Origin of the sequence: Clostridium sp. 'deep sea' (assembly GCF_014931565.1) — a bacterium.
Lineage (GTDB): Bacteria > Bacillota > UBA994 > PWPR01 > PWPR01.
The window spans coordinates 2,055,279-2,077,373 of the sequence record NZ_CP063353.1; the positions used below are offsets into that span (position 1 = coordinate 2,055,279).

Consider the following 22,095-nt stretch of genomic DNA (forward strand, 5'->3'; position numbering starts at 1 on the left):
GTTTTTTAAGGTATCTGTTTTCTCCGAAAACAGACTAGCTTTACTTTTGTTTTTTAAGGTATCTGTTTTCTCCGAAAACAGACTACTAAAAACTGCTAATTACTGCTCCTACTGCTCCTGGACCTACATGGGTGGCAATTACTGGTCCTATATCGCTAATAAATGTTGGTTTCACACCGAATTCTTCATATAATCCATCAGCTAACATTTTGGCTTCTTCTGGGGCTAAACCATGGCCTACTGTTACTCTTTTTACACCATTTTTTCTACCTACTTTTATAAAATGGTTTAGCATTTTCCTTACAGCTTTTTTTCGGCTTCTACCTTTGCCAAAGGCATGGTAATATCCCTCTTTAACAATTATTATTGGTTTTATATTTAATACAGTTCCTAATAAAGAGGCCGCTTTTCCTATTCTGCCACCTTTTTGTAAGTACTCTAAAGTATCTACTGAGAATAATGCAGTTGATGTTTCTCTTATTTTACTTAACAGGTCTCTTATTTCTGATAAGGGTTTACCTTCTTTAACTGCTTGGGCGGCAGCACAAACTTGTAATCCTACTCCTACACTAATAGCATGAGTATCCCATGTAAATACTCTACCCTTAAACTCTTGAGCCGCTATTTTAGCAGCCTTAATTGTACCACTTAGCTTTTCTGATAGATGTATAGATAATACGTGATCAAATTTTTCTAATAACCTTTTATATACCTTTGAAAAGTCTTTTGGAGAGGGGTGAGCGGTTGTTGGTAGTTTTTCTGCTTTACTCAGCATGTCAAAAAAACCTTTGCTTTTAATATCAATTCCATCCCTATAGGTATCATGACCAAAAATAACTTGAAGTGGAATAACCTCTATATTCATTTTGGCTGCTACTGACGCGGGTATATCTGCACAACTATCCGTTACTACTGCTATGTTTGTATTGTTCATTCCTTCTCCTTACACTTTTTATTTCTGTTTATAAAGCAATTCAATATAATCAAATTGCCTATTACTTTAATTATATTTGCAATTATTTAATTTATGATAGTTCAAAAACTACTTAAATCAGTTACTAATTAATGATTATGGCTGTCATTAAGCTTGAAAAAACTGCAACACATTAAGATATCCATATTATTATCTATTTTTGAGTTATTATTTACATCATATATAAATGTAATATCTGCCAAATTTCCTTTACTAAGATATTCTTTAAAGTCTTTTTCATTAAAAAGCTTTTCACTTAATGAGTTAATTCTAATACCTTTTTTATAATATCTATTATTTTTATTAATTGCGGGATAACTGACTAATACGCAACCGTATCCAGTTATAGTTGTAAAGTGATTAATATCGGTATTAATGGCTACTGATAAATAGTTTAATTTTTTTTTATTTACTATCCTCATTAAAAAATCATGTTTTACTTGGTTATTATTTTGCAAATCAATAATACTATTAATTAAACAGTCATTAACTTCATTGCTTTCTTGCACTTGGCAAAAAGTGCTGACTGCTGATAATACAATTTTTATTTCATTATTAAGTGCTTTAATCCTAGAAATTTTTAAGGTATTATTAATTTTTGGTATAAACATAATAGCAATTATTGCTATTATTGCTAATACTAAAAGCAATTCAAAAAAAGTAAAGGCCTTATTGTTCATAATACTCCTTTTGTAGCATTATACAATTTATTATAGCTACAGAAAACTAAAGTAAAAAAAGTATTCTTATTATATAGCAAGTTATTTCTCACTTTTTATTATAGCTATCAACAATCTATATTATTATAATATAAATTTAACAAAAAATATTATTATTTTAGTATAATTATAAACAAAGTTAAGTGAAGTTCATATATAATATATCCCAAAATAACCACTATAATCCTGTAAAATCCCCTCTAGCAATGAATTATCGAAAAGATTGTGTAAATGAAGTGTAAAAGTTATGTTACTTATAGTCCAAACAAATCACCAATATCTTTTTCAGCAATCTCTCTATCACTTTTTTTACCAGCATTTTTCAACATGCTTTTTATTTTAACATTCATTGATTTTTTAATTAATTGCTGACCATCTACATTACGTAACTCAAAAAACAACATCGGATTTTGATCAAGTCTTGCACCTACTCCGTATAATGTCGCGGCCACGTGCTTACACATATACGCCCAATCTGGGCAACTACAATTAAAGTGAATTTCTTTAGGTGAAGGAAACATGCCATATTGACGCTCAGTGAATAATTCCTCTAACTGTTTTGGAAACTTACCTTCAATTAGTTGCTCTAAAGATTCCACCTTATTATTACACAGAGCAACCATTTTATTCCATTTAATAGCAGTTAATGGCTCGATTTTAATATTAACCCTATAGGGTTTTACCCTACTACCCTGTACTTTGGCTTGTACTTCTCCTTTGGTAATTTTCAGGTCTAAAACAGTATTATTGCGTACATATCTTCTACCTCTAGGCAGTCTATTACTATAATCAGCATAGCTCTCTAAGTTTTTATTCCAAGCTATTCCCCACCAATTTTTAGCTAGCTTTCTACCTTCTATAATGACAGGCTCGATAGCTGAGTTTTTCTTTCTAGCTTTTTTCAGGGCAGTATTAGCTTTTGCCTTTATACTCTCTACTGATTCATACTTTGGAAATTTTTCTCTACTCATTACAAATCACCACCTAAAGCAAATATTCTCATCAAGTCTTCATTACTATATTCAGTAATCCACTTTTCACCTGATGAGCCTAGAATATCGCTAGCTAATTTCTGTTTTTCTTCTATCATTGTACTAATTTTCTCTTCTATTGTCCCTTTAGTCACAAATTTATGAACCATAACCTCTTTGGTTTGACCAATGCGAAAAACACGATCTGTGGCTTGATTTTCAACAGCCGGGTTCCACCATCTATCAAAGTGAATAACATGATTGGCGGCTGTTAAATTCAACCCAACACCACCTGCTTTTAGAGAAAGAATCATGTATGGTACATAGTGTTCCCCGTTGAACATCTCTACCATTTCATTACGTTTTTTTATTGATGTACCTCCATGTAGTACAAACCCTTCTTTCTTAAAGATTTCTGCTAAAAAATCAGAAATCGGTTCTGTTATCTCCTTAAACTGAGTAAAAATAAGCACTCTCTCTCTTTTTTCATAGATAACCTCACAAATCTCTTTAAGTCGCTGAAATTTTCCACTGTAATTTACTTTATAATCTTCTCTGCCTAAATAATGATCAGGGTGATTACAAATTTGCTTAAACTTCATAATGCTCGATAAAACAACCCCTTTACGCTCAATACCTTCAGCTTGCCCTAACTTTACTTCAATCTGTTTTAGCAATTGTTTATAAAGTATTACTTGTTTTTTAGACAAAGTTGTGTAGCTATTTATTTCAATTTTATCTGGTAAATCTGCAATGATACTCTTATCTGTTTTTAGGCGTCTTAGGATAAACGGCTGTATCATTTTACGAAGTTTGGCATAACCAAGACTATTATTTGATAACTCTTTCGTAAATTTTTTAAATTCTTTTGTTGTTCCCAGTAAACCTTCATTGAGAAAATCAAACAAGGACCAAAGGTCTCCTAAATGATTTTCAATTGGGGTTCCGGTCATGGCAATTCGCATTTTAGCTGGAATAGCTTTAATAGCCCTACTCTGTTTAGTGCTCGCATTTTTAATAGCCTGTGCCTCATCTATAATAAGATAATCCCATTCTCGTTCTTTCAAAGACTCTATTCTAACCGACATACCGTAGGTGGTTAAATATAAAAATGCCTTGTCATTTATTTTAAGAGGCTCTGAAGACTTTAAACTACTTCTATGCAAAATTTGATAAGGCATTTCTGGAGCAAACTTCTCAATTTCCTTCTGCCAGTTTCCAATTAGTGATGCAGGTAATATTAAAAGCGCTTGTCCACCAGAGTGAACTCTTATATGCTCTAAATAAGCCAACATTTGAACAGTTTTACCAAGTCCCATATCATCGGCTAAACAAGCCCCAAATCCCAACTTCGACATTTGATTAATCCACTGATACCCCTTCTCCTGATAGTTACGAAGATTAGCCTTGAAAGAAGAAACTACTTCGACCTTTTCTATATTTGAAAGATCACTCAAGGTTTCTCGCATTTCTCTAAACCACTGACCATGGTCAACAGACACCGATATACTATCATCAGCTATATTGAGGGCTTCATCTATATTAAGCTCTAGGCGCATGGCATCACCCAAAGACAATTCTTTATCTATGATTTGATCTTTAACTTTTTCAAGAACATTGAGTAGTTTCACCAGCTTGCTTTTATTGATTTCTACCCAATTTCCTTTATATTGAACTAAACCATTTGCCATCTCTAAAAATGATAACAAATCTTTTCCAGTAAGCCTTTCATCTCCAATACATACAATAGGTGAAAAATCCATAATAGCATTTAAGCCAACTTTAGAGGGTTTCTTTTCTCCAACTACAATAGAAACCCGCAATGAGTTATGTTTTTTGCGCCACCAATCAGGAACACGGCAGCGTATCCCTACCTCCTCATAGATTGGAATCTCTTTTAAAATTGTATAGGCTTCTTCAACAGTAATTTTAAGGGGTTTAAACAACTGCCCACTCTCCATTAAACCTGAAATAAAATCACTTCTTTCAGCAGCCTTAATTACTGTTGAAATAAGGGTAAGTAATTTTTTATCATCCCCTTCAAATTCAGATAAAGCATTTTTGAGAGGGGTATGAATTGCTTTCTTACTTTTAGGTGGCTTAGTTGAATATGTTGCCATAAAGGCAAAAGGATATTGATCATTTTTATTTTCTACTAAATGAAAAAATACTCTACCTACAACATTGATATTGGTATTATACTCTGTAAAATAACGAGCAACCGTACCATCATACTCACAAATTTCAGATTTATAAATTAATAATAATTCATTCCATAATTTTGTTAGCCATTCATTATTGACATATTCCATGCCAACTACAAAAGGCAATCTTCTAAGTAATTTATAACACTCATCTTCCCCTAGGTCTAGTTTAATATTCTCTCTAACAAGTTCAATATCAGGCTGTTGACTAAGCCTTTCTATAATTAAACTAGCAATCTGATAGAGATATTCAATTGCTGTTGAAAACCAGTCGCATTTTTCTAAAAACCCTATGTGAAATAAGGCCCTATATTTGTTAGTATTAAATTTTTCTGCCCAAATTTTTATGGTGTCTCCCACAACAGCCTCAGGCTCTTCAATGATAAAGCCCTGTGGTGAAAAATAAGCATTTAGTTTTTGCAATTCTTTTTTCTTTTTTGGTGGCATTTTTGTAATCCTTTTCTGCTTATTTGAATTTAAAATGAATATTTAAACTCGATTATATATCACTATACCAATCAATTCCATAACAAATTGCTTTAATTATAACGTTATCCATTATATCACTTTATATTGTGCAAATAACATATTATAGTACTTTCCTTTGCCACTCACCCCCAGATAAATCTATACCACCAAATTTTCTTGGCAGGATGGTATTTAATCCACGAGAAATTGGTTGTATTTCATAGTTTATGTAACACTCCCTAGCTTTAACAGACGATAGATGTTATTATACATCGATTGCAAATCATCAATCCAGACATATATCCCGTTCTACATTTAAAGAGTAAAAACAGTCGATAAACTCATTTTACGAGTATATCAACTGTTCTATTGAAACAACTTAGCCATTTCATTTGCAGTTTTTCATTTATTTAAAACCCACTCGGTACAGAATTAGGTATTTTATCTGGAACTTGCCTACTTAAATCTCCTATGTTAAAATCGGGAATTTTAACATCACCTAAATCAGGTATATTTTTAGTCAATTCATCACCCAAACCAAGCTTTTCGTTTATTTTAGCTAAAATTTCTTTTAGATTATTAAAGCTAAGATTCAATTCATCATTTACATTAAAGCTAAAGGTAATTTCTTGGCTTTTACCGTTGTTATCGCTTTTTAATGCTCCTGCTTTTATGTTAATTACATAACTGCTATTAGGCATTAATGGGCTAATAAGCCTTACCATCATTATTCCCTTATCAATACTTACAGATGAAATAGGTATTTTTTTATTATCTTCATCCCTAATAGTGATGGCTTGTTTTAATGTGTAAATTGAGCCGCTACTTTCTGCTTCTTCATTAAGCATAATGTTGATAATTTGAGATGGATAGGCAGTATCATTAAAACCTTTAGCTACAATGTTTACATCACTCATATCCTGACTAAGGCTAACCAATGCAACTATGTCTGTTTTTTCAGCTTTAACAGTTGAAGGCACACCTGACCTTGCTAAAACCCTTACTCTATACAATCCATCTACCATATTCTTAAGGTATGAACCACTTAAGTCTGTAAGGGATTTTTCCTCAATAAATACAGAATAGTTCATGTTATCATCGTAATTATCAGGTTTAATAAATAAACTCTTTCCTTCAATACGTGCTGTATATGGTAGTGTAAACTCAGCCGCTGTATCTTTTATAAAAGTAGCCGCTGTATCACACCCATAAAAGTATAAGTTATTTTCATAGCTTAAAGCAATACTATTAAAATCAACACCCTCTTTAATCTCTTCATTAAATGTTATTTCAATTTCACCATTTTTAATATTGGTTTCATAACAATAATTATAGCTTTGCACAAATGGTGAGTTTAATGTAAATTGATCTAAAGTACATTGCAAGCCCTCTACATCTGTTGTTTTAAATGACTTTTCATTTATATCAATGTTATCAAAACCCTCAAAAACATTATCGTTAAGATCCCAAAGCATATTTAGATTGTTATCTAGTACATATATCTCGTTACTCTTTAGTTGATTAGGCTTAATATTAACTACATAGGTGTTTTTTATTGTATTTCCATGTAATTTATAACAATCACCATTGTTTAGAACACATACACTACTGCACCTTGAAGACTTTTGAATTACTGGCTCATTAAATTCTAAAATCAAGGGAGAGTCAACTCCTACAGTATCTGTTACAGATACCAGCTTAGGAGCAATAGTATCAATTGTGCTAAAAGTAATTTTATAATCATCCTTAAGCATATTACCATTAATATCAGTTAATGCTTCTTTGGCTATATTTATCTCATAGGTAATATTATTTTCTATTAATTGATTTTCTCTACTTATTATAATAGTATTTGGAGTTTCTTCTATTATAGTTACTTCACAATTAGTTGATAATTTCTTACCAGCCTCATTTTTATCAAAGTGTTCATTATAAATAGGTACTATACTTATAGCTTCTTTTGATTCTAGTAACACATTTTCATTAAATTCAACTGCAAAGCTACTTGTTGATTTTGCCTTTTCTTTTATAGCTTCTATACTATCGCTTACTACGCCATCTAAACTAACCCCTGTTAAAAATGGACTATCCGTATCATCACATACTATAATTTTATTCTCCAAAATACCGCACTTACTATCGCTTGCTATTATTGTAATTTCAAATGTAGTTCCATGCTCTTCTTTATTATAGATATAAGTTAGAACTCCATTTTCATCTACTGCTCCATAATTAGTCAAGAATACTAATGAACTATCATCCTCATCTGTAATATGATTATTAAGGTCAATAATTAGCTCTTGACCATTCACTAAACTGTAGTACTCTTCAAATGGGGTTGTAACCTGTGGTATATACTTATTTCCATCGTATAAATCACCACCATAAGTAAATTTAGAAGCTGGATTGGTTCTATTTTTACTCTCTTCTAAATCACTCACATAATCCCCATCAGTATCGGCAAAAAGTGGATTTGAATATCCTTCTGCTATGACTGAATCATACAGTTTAAAAGTTACTGGTTTTGTTACTTCTATATAATCAGAAAGACCATCTTTGTCAGTATCCTTATCATTAAGATTTGTTCCTAGTATAAACTCTTCATAATCTTTTAGCTTATCTTTATCGGTATCATCAGAATTTGGATCTGAGTTATAAACTGCTTCTAAATAATCAGATAAACCATCATTATCTGTATCATACTTATTTGGGTCACTTTTTAAAACCGTACCGTCAGCTTTAACTTCTTGTCCTTTATCATTAACTAGTAAACCATCTCCATCAATATCTCGACATCCTAATTGGTTATTTTTTATTATTTTATCAACATCTACTAATTCAAAATAATCAAAGAATGCCTCAAAAGTAGTAGGCAGCACATCGAAATATAGCCCTCTATTATTTAAGTCATGAATCTTATTACCATTACTATAATAGTACGTGTATTCTTTATCACGAATTATGAGATGCCCCTTTTCAAACTTAGGGTCTATCTTTTTTTCTTCTTTCACATACTTTATTATCTTATACTTATAAGTGACATCATTATTCACTAATATATTTCTACCAGGGTTATTAAACTCTATTTTGTTATTAAAATAAAATTCACGTTTAACATTCCAAATATCGTCTTTTTTAAATAGTTTTTGCTCACTATATGATCTATCATTGTCCACTAAAGCACTATCACAAGCCAATACATCGTATACTTTTACCCAACAGCTATCTACCTTGCTTTTTTTATTAGCTGGTGTTTTTTTACTAGCTGCACTAACCATAGTAGTGTAATCTGTTTCTTCTCTATATATGTCGTTTACCCAAGTAAAGTAGCTGTCTTTAAATATTCTTTTATCCACTATATCTAGGTCCGAAACATAAGTTCCCTCATGATGTTTAATATCATAAAAGTGTTTAACCGCTCCTTCTAACCACTTGTCTACAAGACTATCGTAGTCTTCTATAAAGAAATCAAGAAGCATATCAACCATAGCCAAAGCAAAAATACCATACCCTATAGGACCCAATGCTCCTGAGACACAGCAGGTTAATAAAACTGCTTTAGCTGAGTATAAACTAATATATGTTATGGTAGCTCCAGTTCTCAAACCTTTACTAGCGCCCTTTTCCTGTAACATTTGTCCATATAAAACTCCTGAGTAAACCGAAAATGCAACATCTATAAAAAGCCCTACTCCTGTTGCTATTTTTCCTATTTTCGCAAACTTAGCATATTTAGAAGCCATTGCTTTATCGGCAGAAGAACTAAAAAATTTGCCATATGAATTACTAATAATACTTGGTTCTACAATTTTTGTTTTAGTAACCAAGCTAGTATGCTTCGATACAAAGATATAACCTGATACCCCAGAAGCTGGATACTTAGTTCCCAAATAAACAGGGTTACCCCCATCCTTTTCATACTCTATATCATTACCTTGTATTTTTTTGTCGGCTATTTGGGTAATTCTTGTAATACCTATGTTTAGTCTGCTTAAATTATCTTTTGCATGATTTCTATACTCATTAAAATAATTTATGTTATTTTTATTTAATTCAATCATGTTAGTCAAACCCTGCGGACTAGCTAGCTCACCATTTATAAGCCATTTAAGTGAGAGTTCTTTTAACGTTAAAAGAGGTACTTTCTTTACATTCATTGCTACTACACGCTGATTAGGGCTAACCTTAATTTCATCTAAGTTATAGTATTGAGTTTTCTTTTGCAAAGCCAGCAAATAGGCTCCAATCGAATTTTGATGTTTCTTCTTTTTTAGATTAAAAAAGCGACCTATCTCCATAACTGCTTCATCATAAGTTGAAAATCTACTATTGTTTAAACATGATTCTAAGTGATCAGCTTGTAAGTTTTTTACGGTTGTACTAATAGCATCATTAATTTCTTTACTAGAATTTACAAACTCATATTCCATAGCCTCTGTTACACCTAACATTACGTCATTTGACGAATTGTAATAAATATTTGCTTTAATCTCATGTTGAGTTTCAACTTGTAATCCAGTTATTTTAAACGGAACTTCATTTGTCATAAAAATTTCTTCTCGTGAACCAATACCATAGCTTACACTTAAATCAAAGGATAGATCCATGTTATAACCAGTAGGTTTTTTCTTTGTCTTAACTGAATCAATATCTTTTTTTGCTTCAACAAAGACCATATCCATTAAACCGTCTTGGTTAAAATCAAATAAATCCATACTACGAGCAAAAACCTTGTTACTATTAAAATCCATAGGGGGCTTTTTAATATTCTCCCAGTATTTTTTAAGCCCAGGACCATAAATATCTGACATATAGTATAGGTCTGAGTCAAATTTACCATCTACATCAGTATTATATCTATAGGTTAATAAAACTAAATCTTCTTTACCATCACTGTTTACATCATATATCTCAAGAGCACAGCTACTTGTCATATCTGCAAACAATGTATTAATAATTTCATGTTTTAATTTAGGGACATTTGATTTAAAATCTACTAATATATCCTTTTGCTTTTGATTACCCTGTTTTATAGCTAAATAGGTATTATCCCAATGATCAGAGTTAGTTTCTTTATTTTCAGTAGTATATAAATAAAAATAGGTATCTGTTTTTTTATCATAATAACCAGCAGTATCGTAGATTTTGCTACCTATGAACTCCTTATTTTTCTTAGTATTAAAATAGTTTCTACTACCATTATCAATTTTAATACCAGTATTTTTATTTCCATAGCCACCTGCTGTATAAACAGTAGCTTTTTCTTTACCATCATAGTAAAATGCACATATCTCACCATTAACAATTTGCATATCAAATCGAGACAAATAGGTATATACGCCTTCATCATCTTTGTTTGTATACTTAAAGCCAGTTTCTATCGGAAATTTTAAACCTGTTTTTCCATATGAACCAGATTTCATATTCTCGTTTAAATCATAGTATACATCATAGGTAATATTAACTATTCCTTCTTTTACATCATCATGCAAGACATAAAATATGGCAAAGTCAGGCCTTCCATTATTATTTAAATCACCAACAGAGGTGTTTAAAAACTGTTTCTCTCTTAACTCATCAAATCCAGTGACTGTAACCTTTTTTGTACTCTTAGAGCTCTCTAAAATACCTAAAACAGAAGACTTTTTATGAATGTTCTGATTAAGATAATCGTTCTTCATGGTCATCATATATGACAATTCTAAAGTCATAACATTCGTATAAAAACCTTCATAGATTTTGTTTCCACCTTTTTTTGGTATATAAATTGTTGCCTGATAACCAACACATTGCCCATTAGATTCTAGTTTTTGTAGGGGAATATATAAGTCCTTATCTTTTTTAAGATACCCATACTGTAATAGTTCTTTTTTGTCTGGGTATGAACTAGAATAATCATATCTTATTTTTAAATAAGGAGTGATTTTTATATTATCGTAATCTGCATCAATATTTCTTATTTGACCCACATAGTCTTCTGGCCAAGTTATTGCTCTATTGTACTTAATAATATTTTCTACATCTTCTGGCCTTAATTGAACAGTAACAAACGTTCTATGCCCGCTAGTAGCAATATCAATTACTTTACTATCAGCTTTATTTATTACAGAAAACGGAGAGATATCAATATAATCAACAACTCCATCATTATCGTTATCATCATCTAAAATATTAGCTACTCCATCTCTATCAGTATCTAAGTTTATATTTGGCTTTATATCTTCTCCCTTTGTAATCTCATAAAGATCATCAACACCATCGTCATTTGTATCACTTTTTAAAGGACTAAGACCATTTTTTAATTCAAAGTAATCATCTAGTCCGTCACCATCAGTATCTTTATATTCTGCAGAAGTACCAATAATTCTTTCTACCTCGTCATATACTCCATCGTTATCTGTATCTAAAGTACTTTTAACAGAATCCTGTACCTTTTGAAAATCAAAAAAGGTTGAAGAACTTGTAGAATTGTTAGTAGAACTAGTAGCAGCTTCAACTTTTTTTATTCCTGTTAAATCTGTAGTAGTTAACATAATTGTCACGATTAAAATTATGCTTATTATCTTTTTATACATAAAATACACCTCCATAATAATAATAAAGAACTCTGATTAAGAAAAAAATCCTACTTTTCTAAAAAAAAGTAGGATTTTATATAGATAGTTCTAAATTAATTATCATTGAAGATTAGTTTCACTTCTTTTTTGCTTTTTATACCTAATTTTACATAAATATTTTTACAATGAGTTTTCACAGTCGTCTCAGAAATATTAAGTTCTTGAGCTATAACTCTATTTATTTTACCTAATAGTATTAAACTTACTACCTGCTGCTCTCTTTTAGTTAGCAGTTTATATTTTTCTTTAGATTTTAGCTTTGCTTTTTTTTCCTTATCTTGATCTAACTGTTTTTTCTTATTTTCTACATCATTAGTAATGCTACATACCTTAGCAGTTATCATAAAAGATAAAAATATAGATATAATAGCTACAAAATATATTAACTCTCTTTCATATAAATAAAATTCTGATATAAAACCACCCATAAAAACACCTAACATATGAAAAAACATGATAAACGAAGAAATTTTATAACCATTATCATAAACATGTATTAAATAAACTAGCCCACCCCAAATTATTATATCTAAAAGTCCTAGTCCAAAATGCATCAAGAAATTAGATATAAATATACCTTTTTCTGAAAAAAGTATAAATAACATACCTATACCTATTAAACTTATACAAAGAGATAGTAAAGAAAATAAATGTCGTTTTGTTTTATATAAAAATATAATTGCTACAAATAAAGCTAAAACATATGGAATTATATAAGTATATTCGTAATTAGTTTGGTGAATTGCGAACTCATGCTCAACAATTTTATATATTATGCCCTCACTAATCTTTATTAGAAAAATTAACATTGCAAATGAAAATATATTTCCTTTATAAAATATAACATTCAAGTTATTCTTTACTTGCTTATAGTTTACTTTAAAACATAATGGTATTGTAATTACTACACTTAAGAGAGCCAAAAAAAATGCAGTATTCTTTAACTTAAATGACAACAATATATACACACTATATGAAATAGCATTAGCTATGAGCATTACGAGCCCCATATTTATAAATATCTCATTAAATTTATTATTATTTTTTGATATTGAAAGCAAACTATTTGAGGTAAACATAGCACTAAATCCAACTAGTCCTGCTGATATATAAGAGGTCATACATGCAATATTATTATTAGCAAACTGACACAGAAGGTAAAGAAGTATACTAAATGAAATATTAACAATAATTGATATACTTAGAATTTTAGGGGTTATATTTATATTGTGATGATATGTAAAAATACAAGATAGTATTCCAGACATGAAAATAATTAATAAAAGCAAGTCACTACTTATTTTTAGGTTAACATAATTTAAAATAGGTCCAGCATACAAAAATGATAAAACAAAACCTAAAAATAGCCCGTATATAAGTATGAAAATTGCTCTATTATTAAATATCATATATTGCACCTTAGTTTTTATTAATTGTAACATAAAAGAGGTTAGACGCTTTTCGTTCCACTGAGTTTTATAGTTAAATTTCTTTATACAAAGCTAGTAAATACACATTAGTTATATACTCAAAATTTACAAAGGGAATCGCTATGATTGCGAAACCCTTTATCAATTTTATGTTACTCGCACCGCGAGTTATGGTATTAACCTCAGAGTGAACAGGACTCTTGTTCTAGACCTTCGTCTAATAATTTTTCAACAAATTCAGCACTTTCAGCTAACATATTAGCACAAATTGGTTTATGATTATTACTATCTTTTAAATCACAACAATCTTTACTATTATACTTCTCATTAAACCACTCACAGAAAGCTTTGGCATACTTAGGCAAATCTTGATTACGAGGCTCACCTAAACCTCTGCCAAACCAACGACCAAGAGTTAATACTGCGCCACCAACTACCCCACATGTTGATCCGCAACCTAAACCAGCACCAAAAACTCCAGCTAGTTTCATGCCAAAGCTAAGCTCTTCTTCGCTTAAATCCTGCTCATTTAAGCAAAGCCACATAGCCTCCGCACAATTAAAACCCTCTTCTAGATAAAGCTGTTTTACTCTATCTTTTATATCCATTAGGATTCTCTCCTTTCGTGAAATAAATATAATATATATTATAACATAATATTATTAATTATATCTAAAATAATATTGTAATTAGGATTTTTTTGTATAATATTTAATTATAAGATAATAATTAAGTAAAATTTAAATATAAGACAGTTAAAATTAATTATTTGTATTTTAGCAAAACTTAAATATAGTTAACTTTAATTTTATGCAAAATATTATAGCACAATATAAAATGAGAGTTGCAATAACTGCCACTCTCATTTTATATTGTATATTTATAGATAAACTATAATAGTTCTATTAATAACATTAATTGTTTTAACCCTAGTGACATTGGACCAGTATCTAGGCTTTCATCTAGGCGGTGAGCATTTTTTCCTGTTGTAATTCCTACACAAATAGCGGGTTTTCCATCACTTAATGGTACATTACAATCAGTACTACTAGCTCCAGTGTGTTTAGCAAGTTTTAAATGATCCAAAATTGCAGCTGTAGTTTTCACTAACCTATGGTCTTTTGTTAATCTACCCACTGGTCTATCTCCTACTATCTCAATATTTACCTTAACCTGTTGTTTTTTTGCTACATTAGTAATAATAGATCTTACTTTAGTTTCAATTTCGATAAGAGGTTGTTTCTGCTCAGAACGTAAGTCTATTAACATAGTTGCTAAACTGGCAATTGAGTTTATAGAAGTTCCCCCTTTAATTACCCCAACATTATATGTTGTTCGTGGACTTTTTGGTACTTGAATCTTTGCAATTTCACCAATCATTGTACCTAATGAATGTATGGCACTTGGAGAACCAAATGCTGCCCAACTATGACCACCACCAGTAGAAACAGTAACTTTTAATCGCCTACTGCCTATTCCAGCACTAATCATGCCACCTAATCCACCATCAACTCCTATTACTATATCTACTTTTCCTTTATGGCTTTGGTAAGCTGCTTTAATTCCCCTTAGATCTCCTAATCCCTCTTCTCCAACTGAACCAACAAGGTAAATATCACCATGCAAAAATTCAACATCGTTTAAGGCTTTTGCTAACAGAATAATACCAGCTACTCCTGCAGAATTATCTCTTATACCAGGTGCATATAGTTTGCAGCCTTTTCTTTTAACTGTTACATTTGTTCCCTCAGGAAACACAGTGTCCATATGAGCAACAAACATAATATTTGGTTTTGAATTACAATTCCCTTTTTTTAAAGCTATTACATTACCTGTTTCATCTATATGTGTATCTAAACCGTACTCCAACATACGCTGAAGAACATACGCTGCTCTTTTTTGCTCTTTAAATGAGGGCGCAGCTATCTCACATACATTAATAGTCTCAGTAATTAGCAAATCAGCTTGTTTTGTTGCATATCTAGTTAGTTCTTGTAGCCTTTTATTATCAATACCTAAAGCCATCCTGCTCACTCCTTTTATTAAAGTTCTATGGCCTTATTATTTATTAATGACTGCTCAAAAGTATAGTCAAACATGTTTACGTTTTGTCTTTTAGCAAATAAATATTCTGATATAGGGTAATCTGTAAAATATTTAATCATATTAGTTAAGCCATCTACAACACTGTATTTTTCAACATACCCTATAGACTCTAATTTTCCAGTGCTACAAACTCTAACACCATCACTAGCTAAAGGCACATAGTAGGGCATATCCTTGTTTTTTATTCCATAAAACTTAATTGTTTTACCCATAAGATTTGCTGCAATCTGCACCAACTCTTGGTAGGTATTATAGTGTTTATGTCCTGAATTAAACGCTTTTCCTATTGTTTTTTGAGGATTTTTTAGTATACAACTAATTTGATTTGCAATATTTCCGGTATACTCTCTTTGATTAATGCCTAAGCCAAAGTTTGGTAACAACATTTCTCTTTGACTATCAAAAAGTCTCTTAATAAAATACCATTCCCTGGCTTGGTAATCATACTCACCATAAACTGCTGGTAAACGTAAAATTGATATTGGAAAAACACTATTTTTGTATGCTTCTAAAAACTTATTTTCGGCTAAAACTTTGTTATATCCATAACTTGAGTTTGGATCACTCTCTAACTTATCACTCTCTCTTATAGGACATAAAATTGGTTGCTGATATACTGAGCGAGTACTAATCATAATATAATGATTAACTTTTCCTAAAAACGTTCTTGTTGCTTCTGTAGCATCATTCTCATTATATGCTATTATATCTATCACGGCATCAAAGTTGTGAGTTTTTGTTTTTTGAAGCATATCGCCAGACAGTTTACGATCTCCCTTTATAAGTTTTACTTTGCCTTGAAAGGGATTTGCTGTTTTTCCACGATTAAATAAAGTTAACTCATGCCCCTCTTGTAACAATAGATTTATAACATGCCTACCAATAAACCTTGTACCGCCAATAACTAGTATTTTCACTATATCACCCTTTACTTTATATTTATATATTGAATATATCATATATTAAGAAAAATTGTTAGATAGCAGAAATATAATTTAAAGCTATTGTAAATATATAATTTAATAGTTACGAATAAAAAATTTTTTATATGAAACAATAATCTTATTCAAAGTAAATAACTAAGGGGATATTTTATGGCCGAAAGAGAATGGATTTCACAAGAAAAAATGTTTTGGACTAAGCAAGAATGGGATGAAGCTTATACATCAGTAAGCCAAAATTTAGATTTTAACAATCTTAAAGCAACCGATAGAATAAGTAAATTAATAGGCTATTTAATGAATGAGTATCCTGTTTCTTTAACACAGTTAAAAGAGGCAAAAGCTAAACACGGACGATAACTTGCTTATTTAGATTACGAAGCCTAAAATAATTAGTAGACGTACAATTATTATTTAAACTTTAAAAAAGCTTAAGCTGTGTTTGCTTAAGCTTTTCGTATGTTGTAACATCAGCCATATTATAAATTAAATGATTTTCTTTACATAATTCTTTAAAGTATTGCCTTAACTTACTAGCCTTAATACTTTCACAATAATACAAATCTCCGTACTGTTTTTGATAAATTTTTGATAATCCAAGCTTAATTTTTTCTAGCTGATTGTAGTAATATTCTCTTTGTCTATCTCTTAATGTAAGCCCAAACGAAGCAATAATAAAATTTGCTCCATGTTGTTTACTTTGTGTTACTATATCTTTTATATTACTCTCCGTATCATTTATAAAAGGTAGAATTGGCATAATATGCACGCCTACATTAATGCCTCTTTTACTTAACTCTTTAATAGCCAAAAGCCTACGTTGAGGGTTTGGTGCATAAGGCTCAATTAAAGAAGACATCTTTCTATTTGTTGTTGTTATAGTAAATATAACTTGACAAAAAGCTCGATTTATTTCACTAAGAATATCTATATCACGTAATACTAAGTCACTTTTAGTTATTAGGTTTAAAGGAAAGCCATACCTTGCTATAAGTTTTAAACAACTTTGGGTGAGCTTATATTTTTTTTCTGCTGGTTCATACGGATCACTCATAGAACCTGTTCCTATAGTTCTTTTTGTACTAATTGATACTAGTTTTTTCTTGAGTAACTGAGGTGAGTTTATTTTAACAACTACATCATTAAAGTTCTCAATTCCATAACACTTACTTCTTGAGTCACAATATATACAGGCATGACTACATCCACGATAAATATTAAAGTTATAGTAAACATCATACCAACTTTGAGGGTCTTTTGTTCTATGTAATAAACCTTTAACTTTTACTTCATGTATCATATAAACGCTCCTGAATTATTATTTAATTGTACGTATACTATATTCTTTTAACATTATTGTAATTAAATTTTATTTATTATATATATATTTACTTATTACATTGTATTTTAAGACATATTTATTTTAAAAGCTGGCATTAATATAAAAGGCTTACCCGATAATGGGAAAAGCCTCTAGTTTATTTTTTTATATTTTTTTCATTTCTTTTTTGCATTTTAACTATTTCACTTTGCAGTGCTTTAGAACTTTTAGCATAAACTGCTCTATTTTCACCCATCATTTTTTTATAGTCTTCTGCTATATTTTTATCAATGTCTGTTAGTTTTTCGTATGCCTTTTTTCCAAGATTTTGAGCTGCTCGACAGTCTGTTCTGCAGGGTACAAACTCCCCTGTATAATAGGCCCAAACCTCAGGTGTTTTATTTTTGGATGCTTTATAATAATCTAATGCACCTCTAATATGAGGATTATCGCCCTTTTTACGATCCTCCATAAACGCTCTAATACAACACTCTGGATATCCTGTTACCTTTGCTATTTCTTCAACATACCTAGGATTTAACTCTTCTGGATAAAGCAAAACCTGAACTGGAGTTTTTTCATTGAAGGTTTTTTTGGCATCTTTTTTTAAAATAGCACGAAAATGCATTAATTTTTCAATTTCCTTCTTTTTACTGGGTTCTGGTATGAATAACATTTCTCTAATACTTGGTCTAACTTCAAATTCAATGCCTAGTAAACCTATAATTTTGGCCCATGAGATTACTCTGTGGTATGATTCATTTTTATTGATGTTTTCATTACAAATTTTTCTTAGAATATCCTGCTTATGTCTTACCGCTTTTTTAACCATTCCGCTTGGTGATAATGACAATTTTTTTAAAGAGAACTTTGACTCATAATTGGCTACTTTCTCTTCATATTGTTTATTTATATCTTCAGCAAGGGTTTGTCCATTAGTTAAATCTCTAGGAATAGTAATAGAACTGCAGTTTTTAAAACCCAATTTACTAAGTAACATATTGTCTATAATTATTCTTTTTGATATTATATCTTCTTCATTGTACAGCTGTGCAATTAAATGTTTATCCATAGCTATTCCCTTCTTACAACATAAGGTTTATAGTATATTTCAACACAATATGTCGAAACTCCTCCTAATAACAAACTTTTTATACTATATAATATTTATTATTAGTTTTTTGTTGATGATTATTAAACTTAAAACAGCAAAGTTTGCTTTTTACTATACTTATATTATTTGCTATGAAATTTATTTTATTAGTATTTAGTGTTTAAAATTCATGTAGTAAAATAAGAAAAAAGGTCGCTTAGCAATTAAGCGACCTTCAGCTATTATAGTATACCTAACCATTCTCCTAACAAGAATTGAACACGTCCTATCATTAAACTCATACGACCCATAACGGCATTACCAAATAGCGCTCCAAATGCTATCATCATTATGTATCTTCCTATTTTACTACTTACATTAAAGACTTTATTATCATTTCTTCTGGTAAAATAGAAGAACATTAACACTGAAAGTACACCAAAAACTATAATAATATTATTTATTGTCGACAATGATACTAAAGTAGCCTGTACTTGATCAATGATTTGAGCACTTATAGTTCCTCTAATTGTGAGACCTACACCCAAACCAACAAGTATGGATAATGGGTATCTAGATAACCACATTTGCCCTTTAATAAACCTTGTAAAAAGTAAGATACCAATAACTATAGGTATTATTTTCCAATATTGACCATCACTAATTGGTGTAAATGCAGTAGTATCTAGTGATTCCCAACCCATAACCAATGAGTGAGCAGCTCCTATACCTACATATACATGTTCTACAAATCTATAAAAAGGGTTCTCTTTTATTGCAAATGACATGAGTCCTAAAGTGCCTATTGCAGCAAGCCATGTACCTAACATAACCTTTACCCCCCTATCTTTTCTTTCTTTCGGGATCAGAGAAGTATGCTATATTTCCGAGAAGAATAAAGATAATTACTATTAAGTGTGAAAACGATAATGAGTCCATTGATGCTGTAGCAGGTCCAGGTGAATGCATCATCATTTCGTATTCTGCAGCGCCTCTTAAACCATTTAAATATCCCTTAACTTGACCCGCTTGGTAGTATGGGATAGATCCAGCAACAGATACGGAGTTCATGCAAACTGCAAATGGGGTACCATATACGGATACTATTTGTCTTACATGTTCTGCAGTACCGGGTGTTCCTGTACTAAAGGAAATCATTAAATCAATATCAGCAGCAGATTTTAAATTTTTCATTACTGGTATATCAGTTATTTTATTCCCTAATCGGTCTTTAGAGTAAGCTTTATGTACGTCTTTTGCAAAAGCAGATATAGCTGTTTCACCGCCTGCAATATATCCTAAATTTGCATAGTCTTTGCCATATAATTTATCATGAGTACCTTCAAGTTCAGCTAAAAATTTATCTGAAAACAAGGGTCCTGTATCCCAAAATGCTATGCAAACTATCTTCACTCCTGGGCGTGAAAATACGTGTTTCATGACTGATCTTGCTTGTGGATCTAGTTGTGCCTGCCCACTTGGAGAGTAATCGAACGACAGTACTACCATATCTCCTGGTTTTAAGTTTTCAATTAAGTTGAATAGCTTTTCAGACTCTTCATTTATTGAGAATGGCAAACCAATTGGCTTAAGCATAGGAATAGCTAATGCTAAAAATACTAGTAAATAGATTATACGCCTATCAACATTACGTATTAATTTCACTTCTTACAACCTCCTTTACTCGCCACCGAGGTGTCCACGTTCAATACCCATTAATATCCTAATACCCAAAGCTATTGCACCAATACCACCGCCAATCATAATACCACGCTGAGCTGCCATGTTTGGCACCTCAATTATCCATGATTTTATAGTAGCGAACTCACTCCAAATACTTTCACCAATTGGAGCATTGCCTAACATTACAACTGTAGCCGCAATAAGTAAAATCGCCGAGTCTAGTGAGCGTGCTCTAAAAGATCTATAAGCAGCTGACGCAATCCAAAATGCTAACATTGCATACATGGTAGCACCTAAAGGAGTAAAGATGTTATCAAAAAGATATTTATAGGTATTTCCTGTTGAGGAATTAATAAGACCTATTATTGTTTGAACAACTAAAACTAATAAAAGAACCAGTGAATTATACCACTCACCTCTTTTAAGAATAATTCTACGAAGATGTACTCTAACTAGATTAACTGCGGCTAAGCCTAGCGCTATAGATGCAATAATAGTACCCCATGTTTGTATCTCAGTAGAAGCTGTACTAATGAAATCTATGTTAAAGAATCCATCTACTATTATGATTAATGCAAAAATAAACGTAATTACAATAAGTATAGCTTGTGATTTCATATTTATCTTGCCCCCCTACCTATTTATTCATTAAGTCAGCAAGAAAACTACTACCGAAAGTTGTTCCTAATACACCAATTACAATAAGAGCCATAATGTATAACTTACTAAAATCTTGACCTGCAATACTTCCTAACTTAACAGTATTACCAGAGGCTATTGCCCCAGCAGCAAACAACTCTTCTCCAATTAATACATAATCACATGCAGCTACAAAAAATGGAATTTGATGTATGTTTGCCGAACCAGCAATTTGAATAGCTCCAGCATGAAACCCCGCTTCGGCTATCATTAGTGACTCTGCCCAAAAGGCTCCCAGTAAAATACTAGCAGCAGCTTTTTCGCGCTGAATAATACCCATTACAGCTGCAGCATATGCGAATTGCTCACTTGAAAGATACTGAACACAATCCTCATCATATGCCTCAACAGCTCCCTCTGCCATATATGCTTGTTTTACTATTTCTTCTGCTAGAGGTAGTACAATAGGGATTCTGATTGATACAAACAACTTTGCTCCATATCTCGCAACAAGCCTTGCAACCATGCCAAGGGTTTCTAACCCTGCAAAGGTTTGAGCAGCAGTATTTCCAGTTACCCCAGCAATACCAGGTGTAAAATGAATTATTCTGCCCATTTCTGTAGCTCGACCAACAGCTTCCTCAATAGCTTCTAAACCAGCAATTGACCTAATCTTAAACGCAACTCCACCTCTTGCCTTTTGAATATAAAAAATTATTCCTATAGTCAGTATTATTAATGAAACTAATTGAAAAGCAACACCTGTTTTCATACTTAAATATTCACCTCCACATATTATAAACGGCTACGTGGTATTTTTTTGCTCACCTCCTTACTCTTTTACTTAAAGCATTTAAACACTTGTTTACAATAATGCTATTCAAAAGTTAGCCTATTAATTCCTAATCACTTAAATTGGTAAAATAATAA

16 protein-coding genes are annotated in these 22,095 nt (G+C 31.2%); 1 reads left to right on the top strand and 15 read right to left on the bottom strand.

The genetic code is table 11. From position 1 onward, the window contains the following. Window positions 1-85: 85 nt before the first annotated feature. The 9 genes from IMX26_RS09450 to IMX26_RS09490 all read right to left on the bottom strand — a co-directional run bounded on the left by IMX26_RS09450 (window position 86) and on the right by IMX26_RS09490 (window position 16,405). Entirely contained in the window at window positions 86-934 is an 849-nt protein-coding gene (locus IMX26_RS09450) for a DegV family protein (protein ID WP_195158143.1), read from the bottom strand. Between the two features lie 128 nt (window positions 935-1,062). Then, the gene (locus tag IMX26_RS09455; RefSeq protein WP_195158144.1) at window positions 1,063-1,653 is read right to left on the bottom strand and encodes a prepilin-type N-terminal cleavage/methylation domain-containing protein; all 591 of its coding nucleotides are present in this window, start codon (window positions 1,651-1,653) and stop codon (window positions 1,063-1,065) included. A gap of 293 nt (window positions 1,654-1,946) precedes the next feature. Beyond that, window positions 1,947-2,663 (bottom strand): hypothetical protein, encoded by a 717-nt coding sequence (locus IMX26_RS09460; protein ID WP_195158145.1) that lies wholly within the window; start codon window positions 2,661-2,663, stop codon window positions 1,947-1,949. Beyond that, complete coding sequence (locus IMX26_RS09465; RefSeq protein WP_195158146.1) at window positions 2,663-5,314, bottom strand: DEAD/DEAH box helicase; 2,652 nt, start codon at window positions 5,312-5,314, stop codon at window positions 2,663-2,665. The genes IMX26_RS09460 and IMX26_RS09465 overlap by 1 nt, the downstream gene beginning before the upstream one ends. 431 nt (window positions 5,315-5,745) lie before the next feature. Then, entirely contained in the window at window positions 5,746-11,910 is a 6,165-nt protein-coding gene (locus IMX26_RS09470) for a thrombospondin type 3 repeat-containing protein (RefSeq protein ID WP_195158147.1), read from the bottom strand. 95 nt (window positions 11,911-12,005) lie between these two features. Next, complete coding sequence (locus tag IMX26_RS09475) at window positions 12,006-13,361, bottom strand: helix-turn-helix transcriptional regulator (RefSeq protein WP_195158148.1); 1,356 nt, start codon at window positions 13,359-13,361, stop codon at window positions 12,006-12,008. A gap of 203 nt (window positions 13,362-13,564) precedes the next feature. Then, the gene (locus tag IMX26_RS09480) at window positions 13,565-13,990 is read right to left on the bottom strand and encodes a C-GCAxxG-C-C family protein (RefSeq protein WP_195158149.1); all 426 of its coding nucleotides are present in this window, start codon (window positions 13,988-13,990) and stop codon (window positions 13,565-13,567) included. 283 nt (window positions 13,991-14,273) lie between these two features. Beyond that, window positions 14,274-15,407, bottom strand: a complete 1,134-nt coding sequence (locus IMX26_RS09485; RefSeq protein ID WP_195158150.1) for a M20/M25/M40 family metallo-hydrolase — start codon at window positions 15,405-15,407, stop codon at window positions 14,274-14,276. Window positions 15,408-15,424: 17 nt separating this feature from the next. Further along, complete coding sequence (locus IMX26_RS09490) at window positions 15,425-16,405, bottom strand: NAD-dependent epimerase/dehydratase family protein (RefSeq protein WP_195158151.1); 981 nt, start codon at window positions 16,403-16,405, stop codon at window positions 15,425-15,427. Window positions 16,406-16,582: 177 nt separating this feature from the next. Here IMX26_RS09490 and IMX26_RS09495 point away from each other — a divergent pair, with 177 nt between their 5' ends. Next, on the top strand, window positions 16,583-16,789 hold the full coding sequence (locus IMX26_RS09495; protein ID WP_195158152.1) for a hypothetical protein: 207 nt from the start codon (window positions 16,583-16,585) through the stop codon (window positions 16,787-16,789). A gap of 61 nt (window positions 16,790-16,850) precedes the next feature. Here IMX26_RS09495 and IMX26_RS09500 read toward each other — a convergent pair whose 3' ends face one another. From IMX26_RS09500 to IMX26_RS09525, 6 genes are all read right to left on the bottom strand, one after another. After that, window positions 16,851-17,729 carry a radical SAM protein gene (locus IMX26_RS09500; protein ID WP_195158153.1) on the bottom strand — a complete coding sequence of 293 codons (879 nt, stop codon included), beginning with the start codon at window positions 17,727-17,729 and terminating at the stop codon, window positions 16,851-16,853. Window positions 17,730-17,907: 178 nt separating this feature from the next. After that, entirely contained in the window at window positions 17,908-18,822 is a 915-nt protein-coding gene (locus tag IMX26_RS09505; protein ID WP_195158154.1) for a DUF483 domain-containing protein, read from the bottom strand. Window positions 18,823-19,085: 263 nt separating this feature from the next. Continuing rightward, window positions 19,086-19,673 (bottom strand): hypothetical protein, encoded by a 588-nt coding sequence (locus IMX26_RS09510; RefSeq protein ID WP_195158155.1) that lies wholly within the window; start codon window positions 19,671-19,673, stop codon window positions 19,086-19,088. 13 nt (window positions 19,674-19,686) lie between these two features. Beyond that, complete coding sequence (locus IMX26_RS09515; RefSeq protein WP_195158156.1) at window positions 19,687-20,508, bottom strand: hypothetical protein; 822 nt, start codon at window positions 20,506-20,508, stop codon at window positions 19,687-19,689. A gap of 15 nt (window positions 20,509-20,523) precedes the next feature. Beyond that, window positions 20,524-21,144 carry a hypothetical protein gene (locus tag IMX26_RS09520; RefSeq protein ID WP_195158157.1) on the bottom strand — a complete coding sequence of 207 codons (621 nt, stop codon included), beginning with the start codon at window positions 21,142-21,144 and terminating at the stop codon, window positions 20,524-20,526. 19 nt (window positions 21,145-21,163) lie between these two features. Beyond that, window positions 21,164-21,937 carry a DUF6754 domain-containing protein gene (locus IMX26_RS09525; RefSeq protein ID WP_195158158.1) on the bottom strand — a complete coding sequence of 258 codons (774 nt, stop codon included), beginning with the start codon at window positions 21,935-21,937 and terminating at the stop codon, window positions 21,164-21,166. Window positions 21,938-22,095 lie beyond the last annotated feature (158 nt).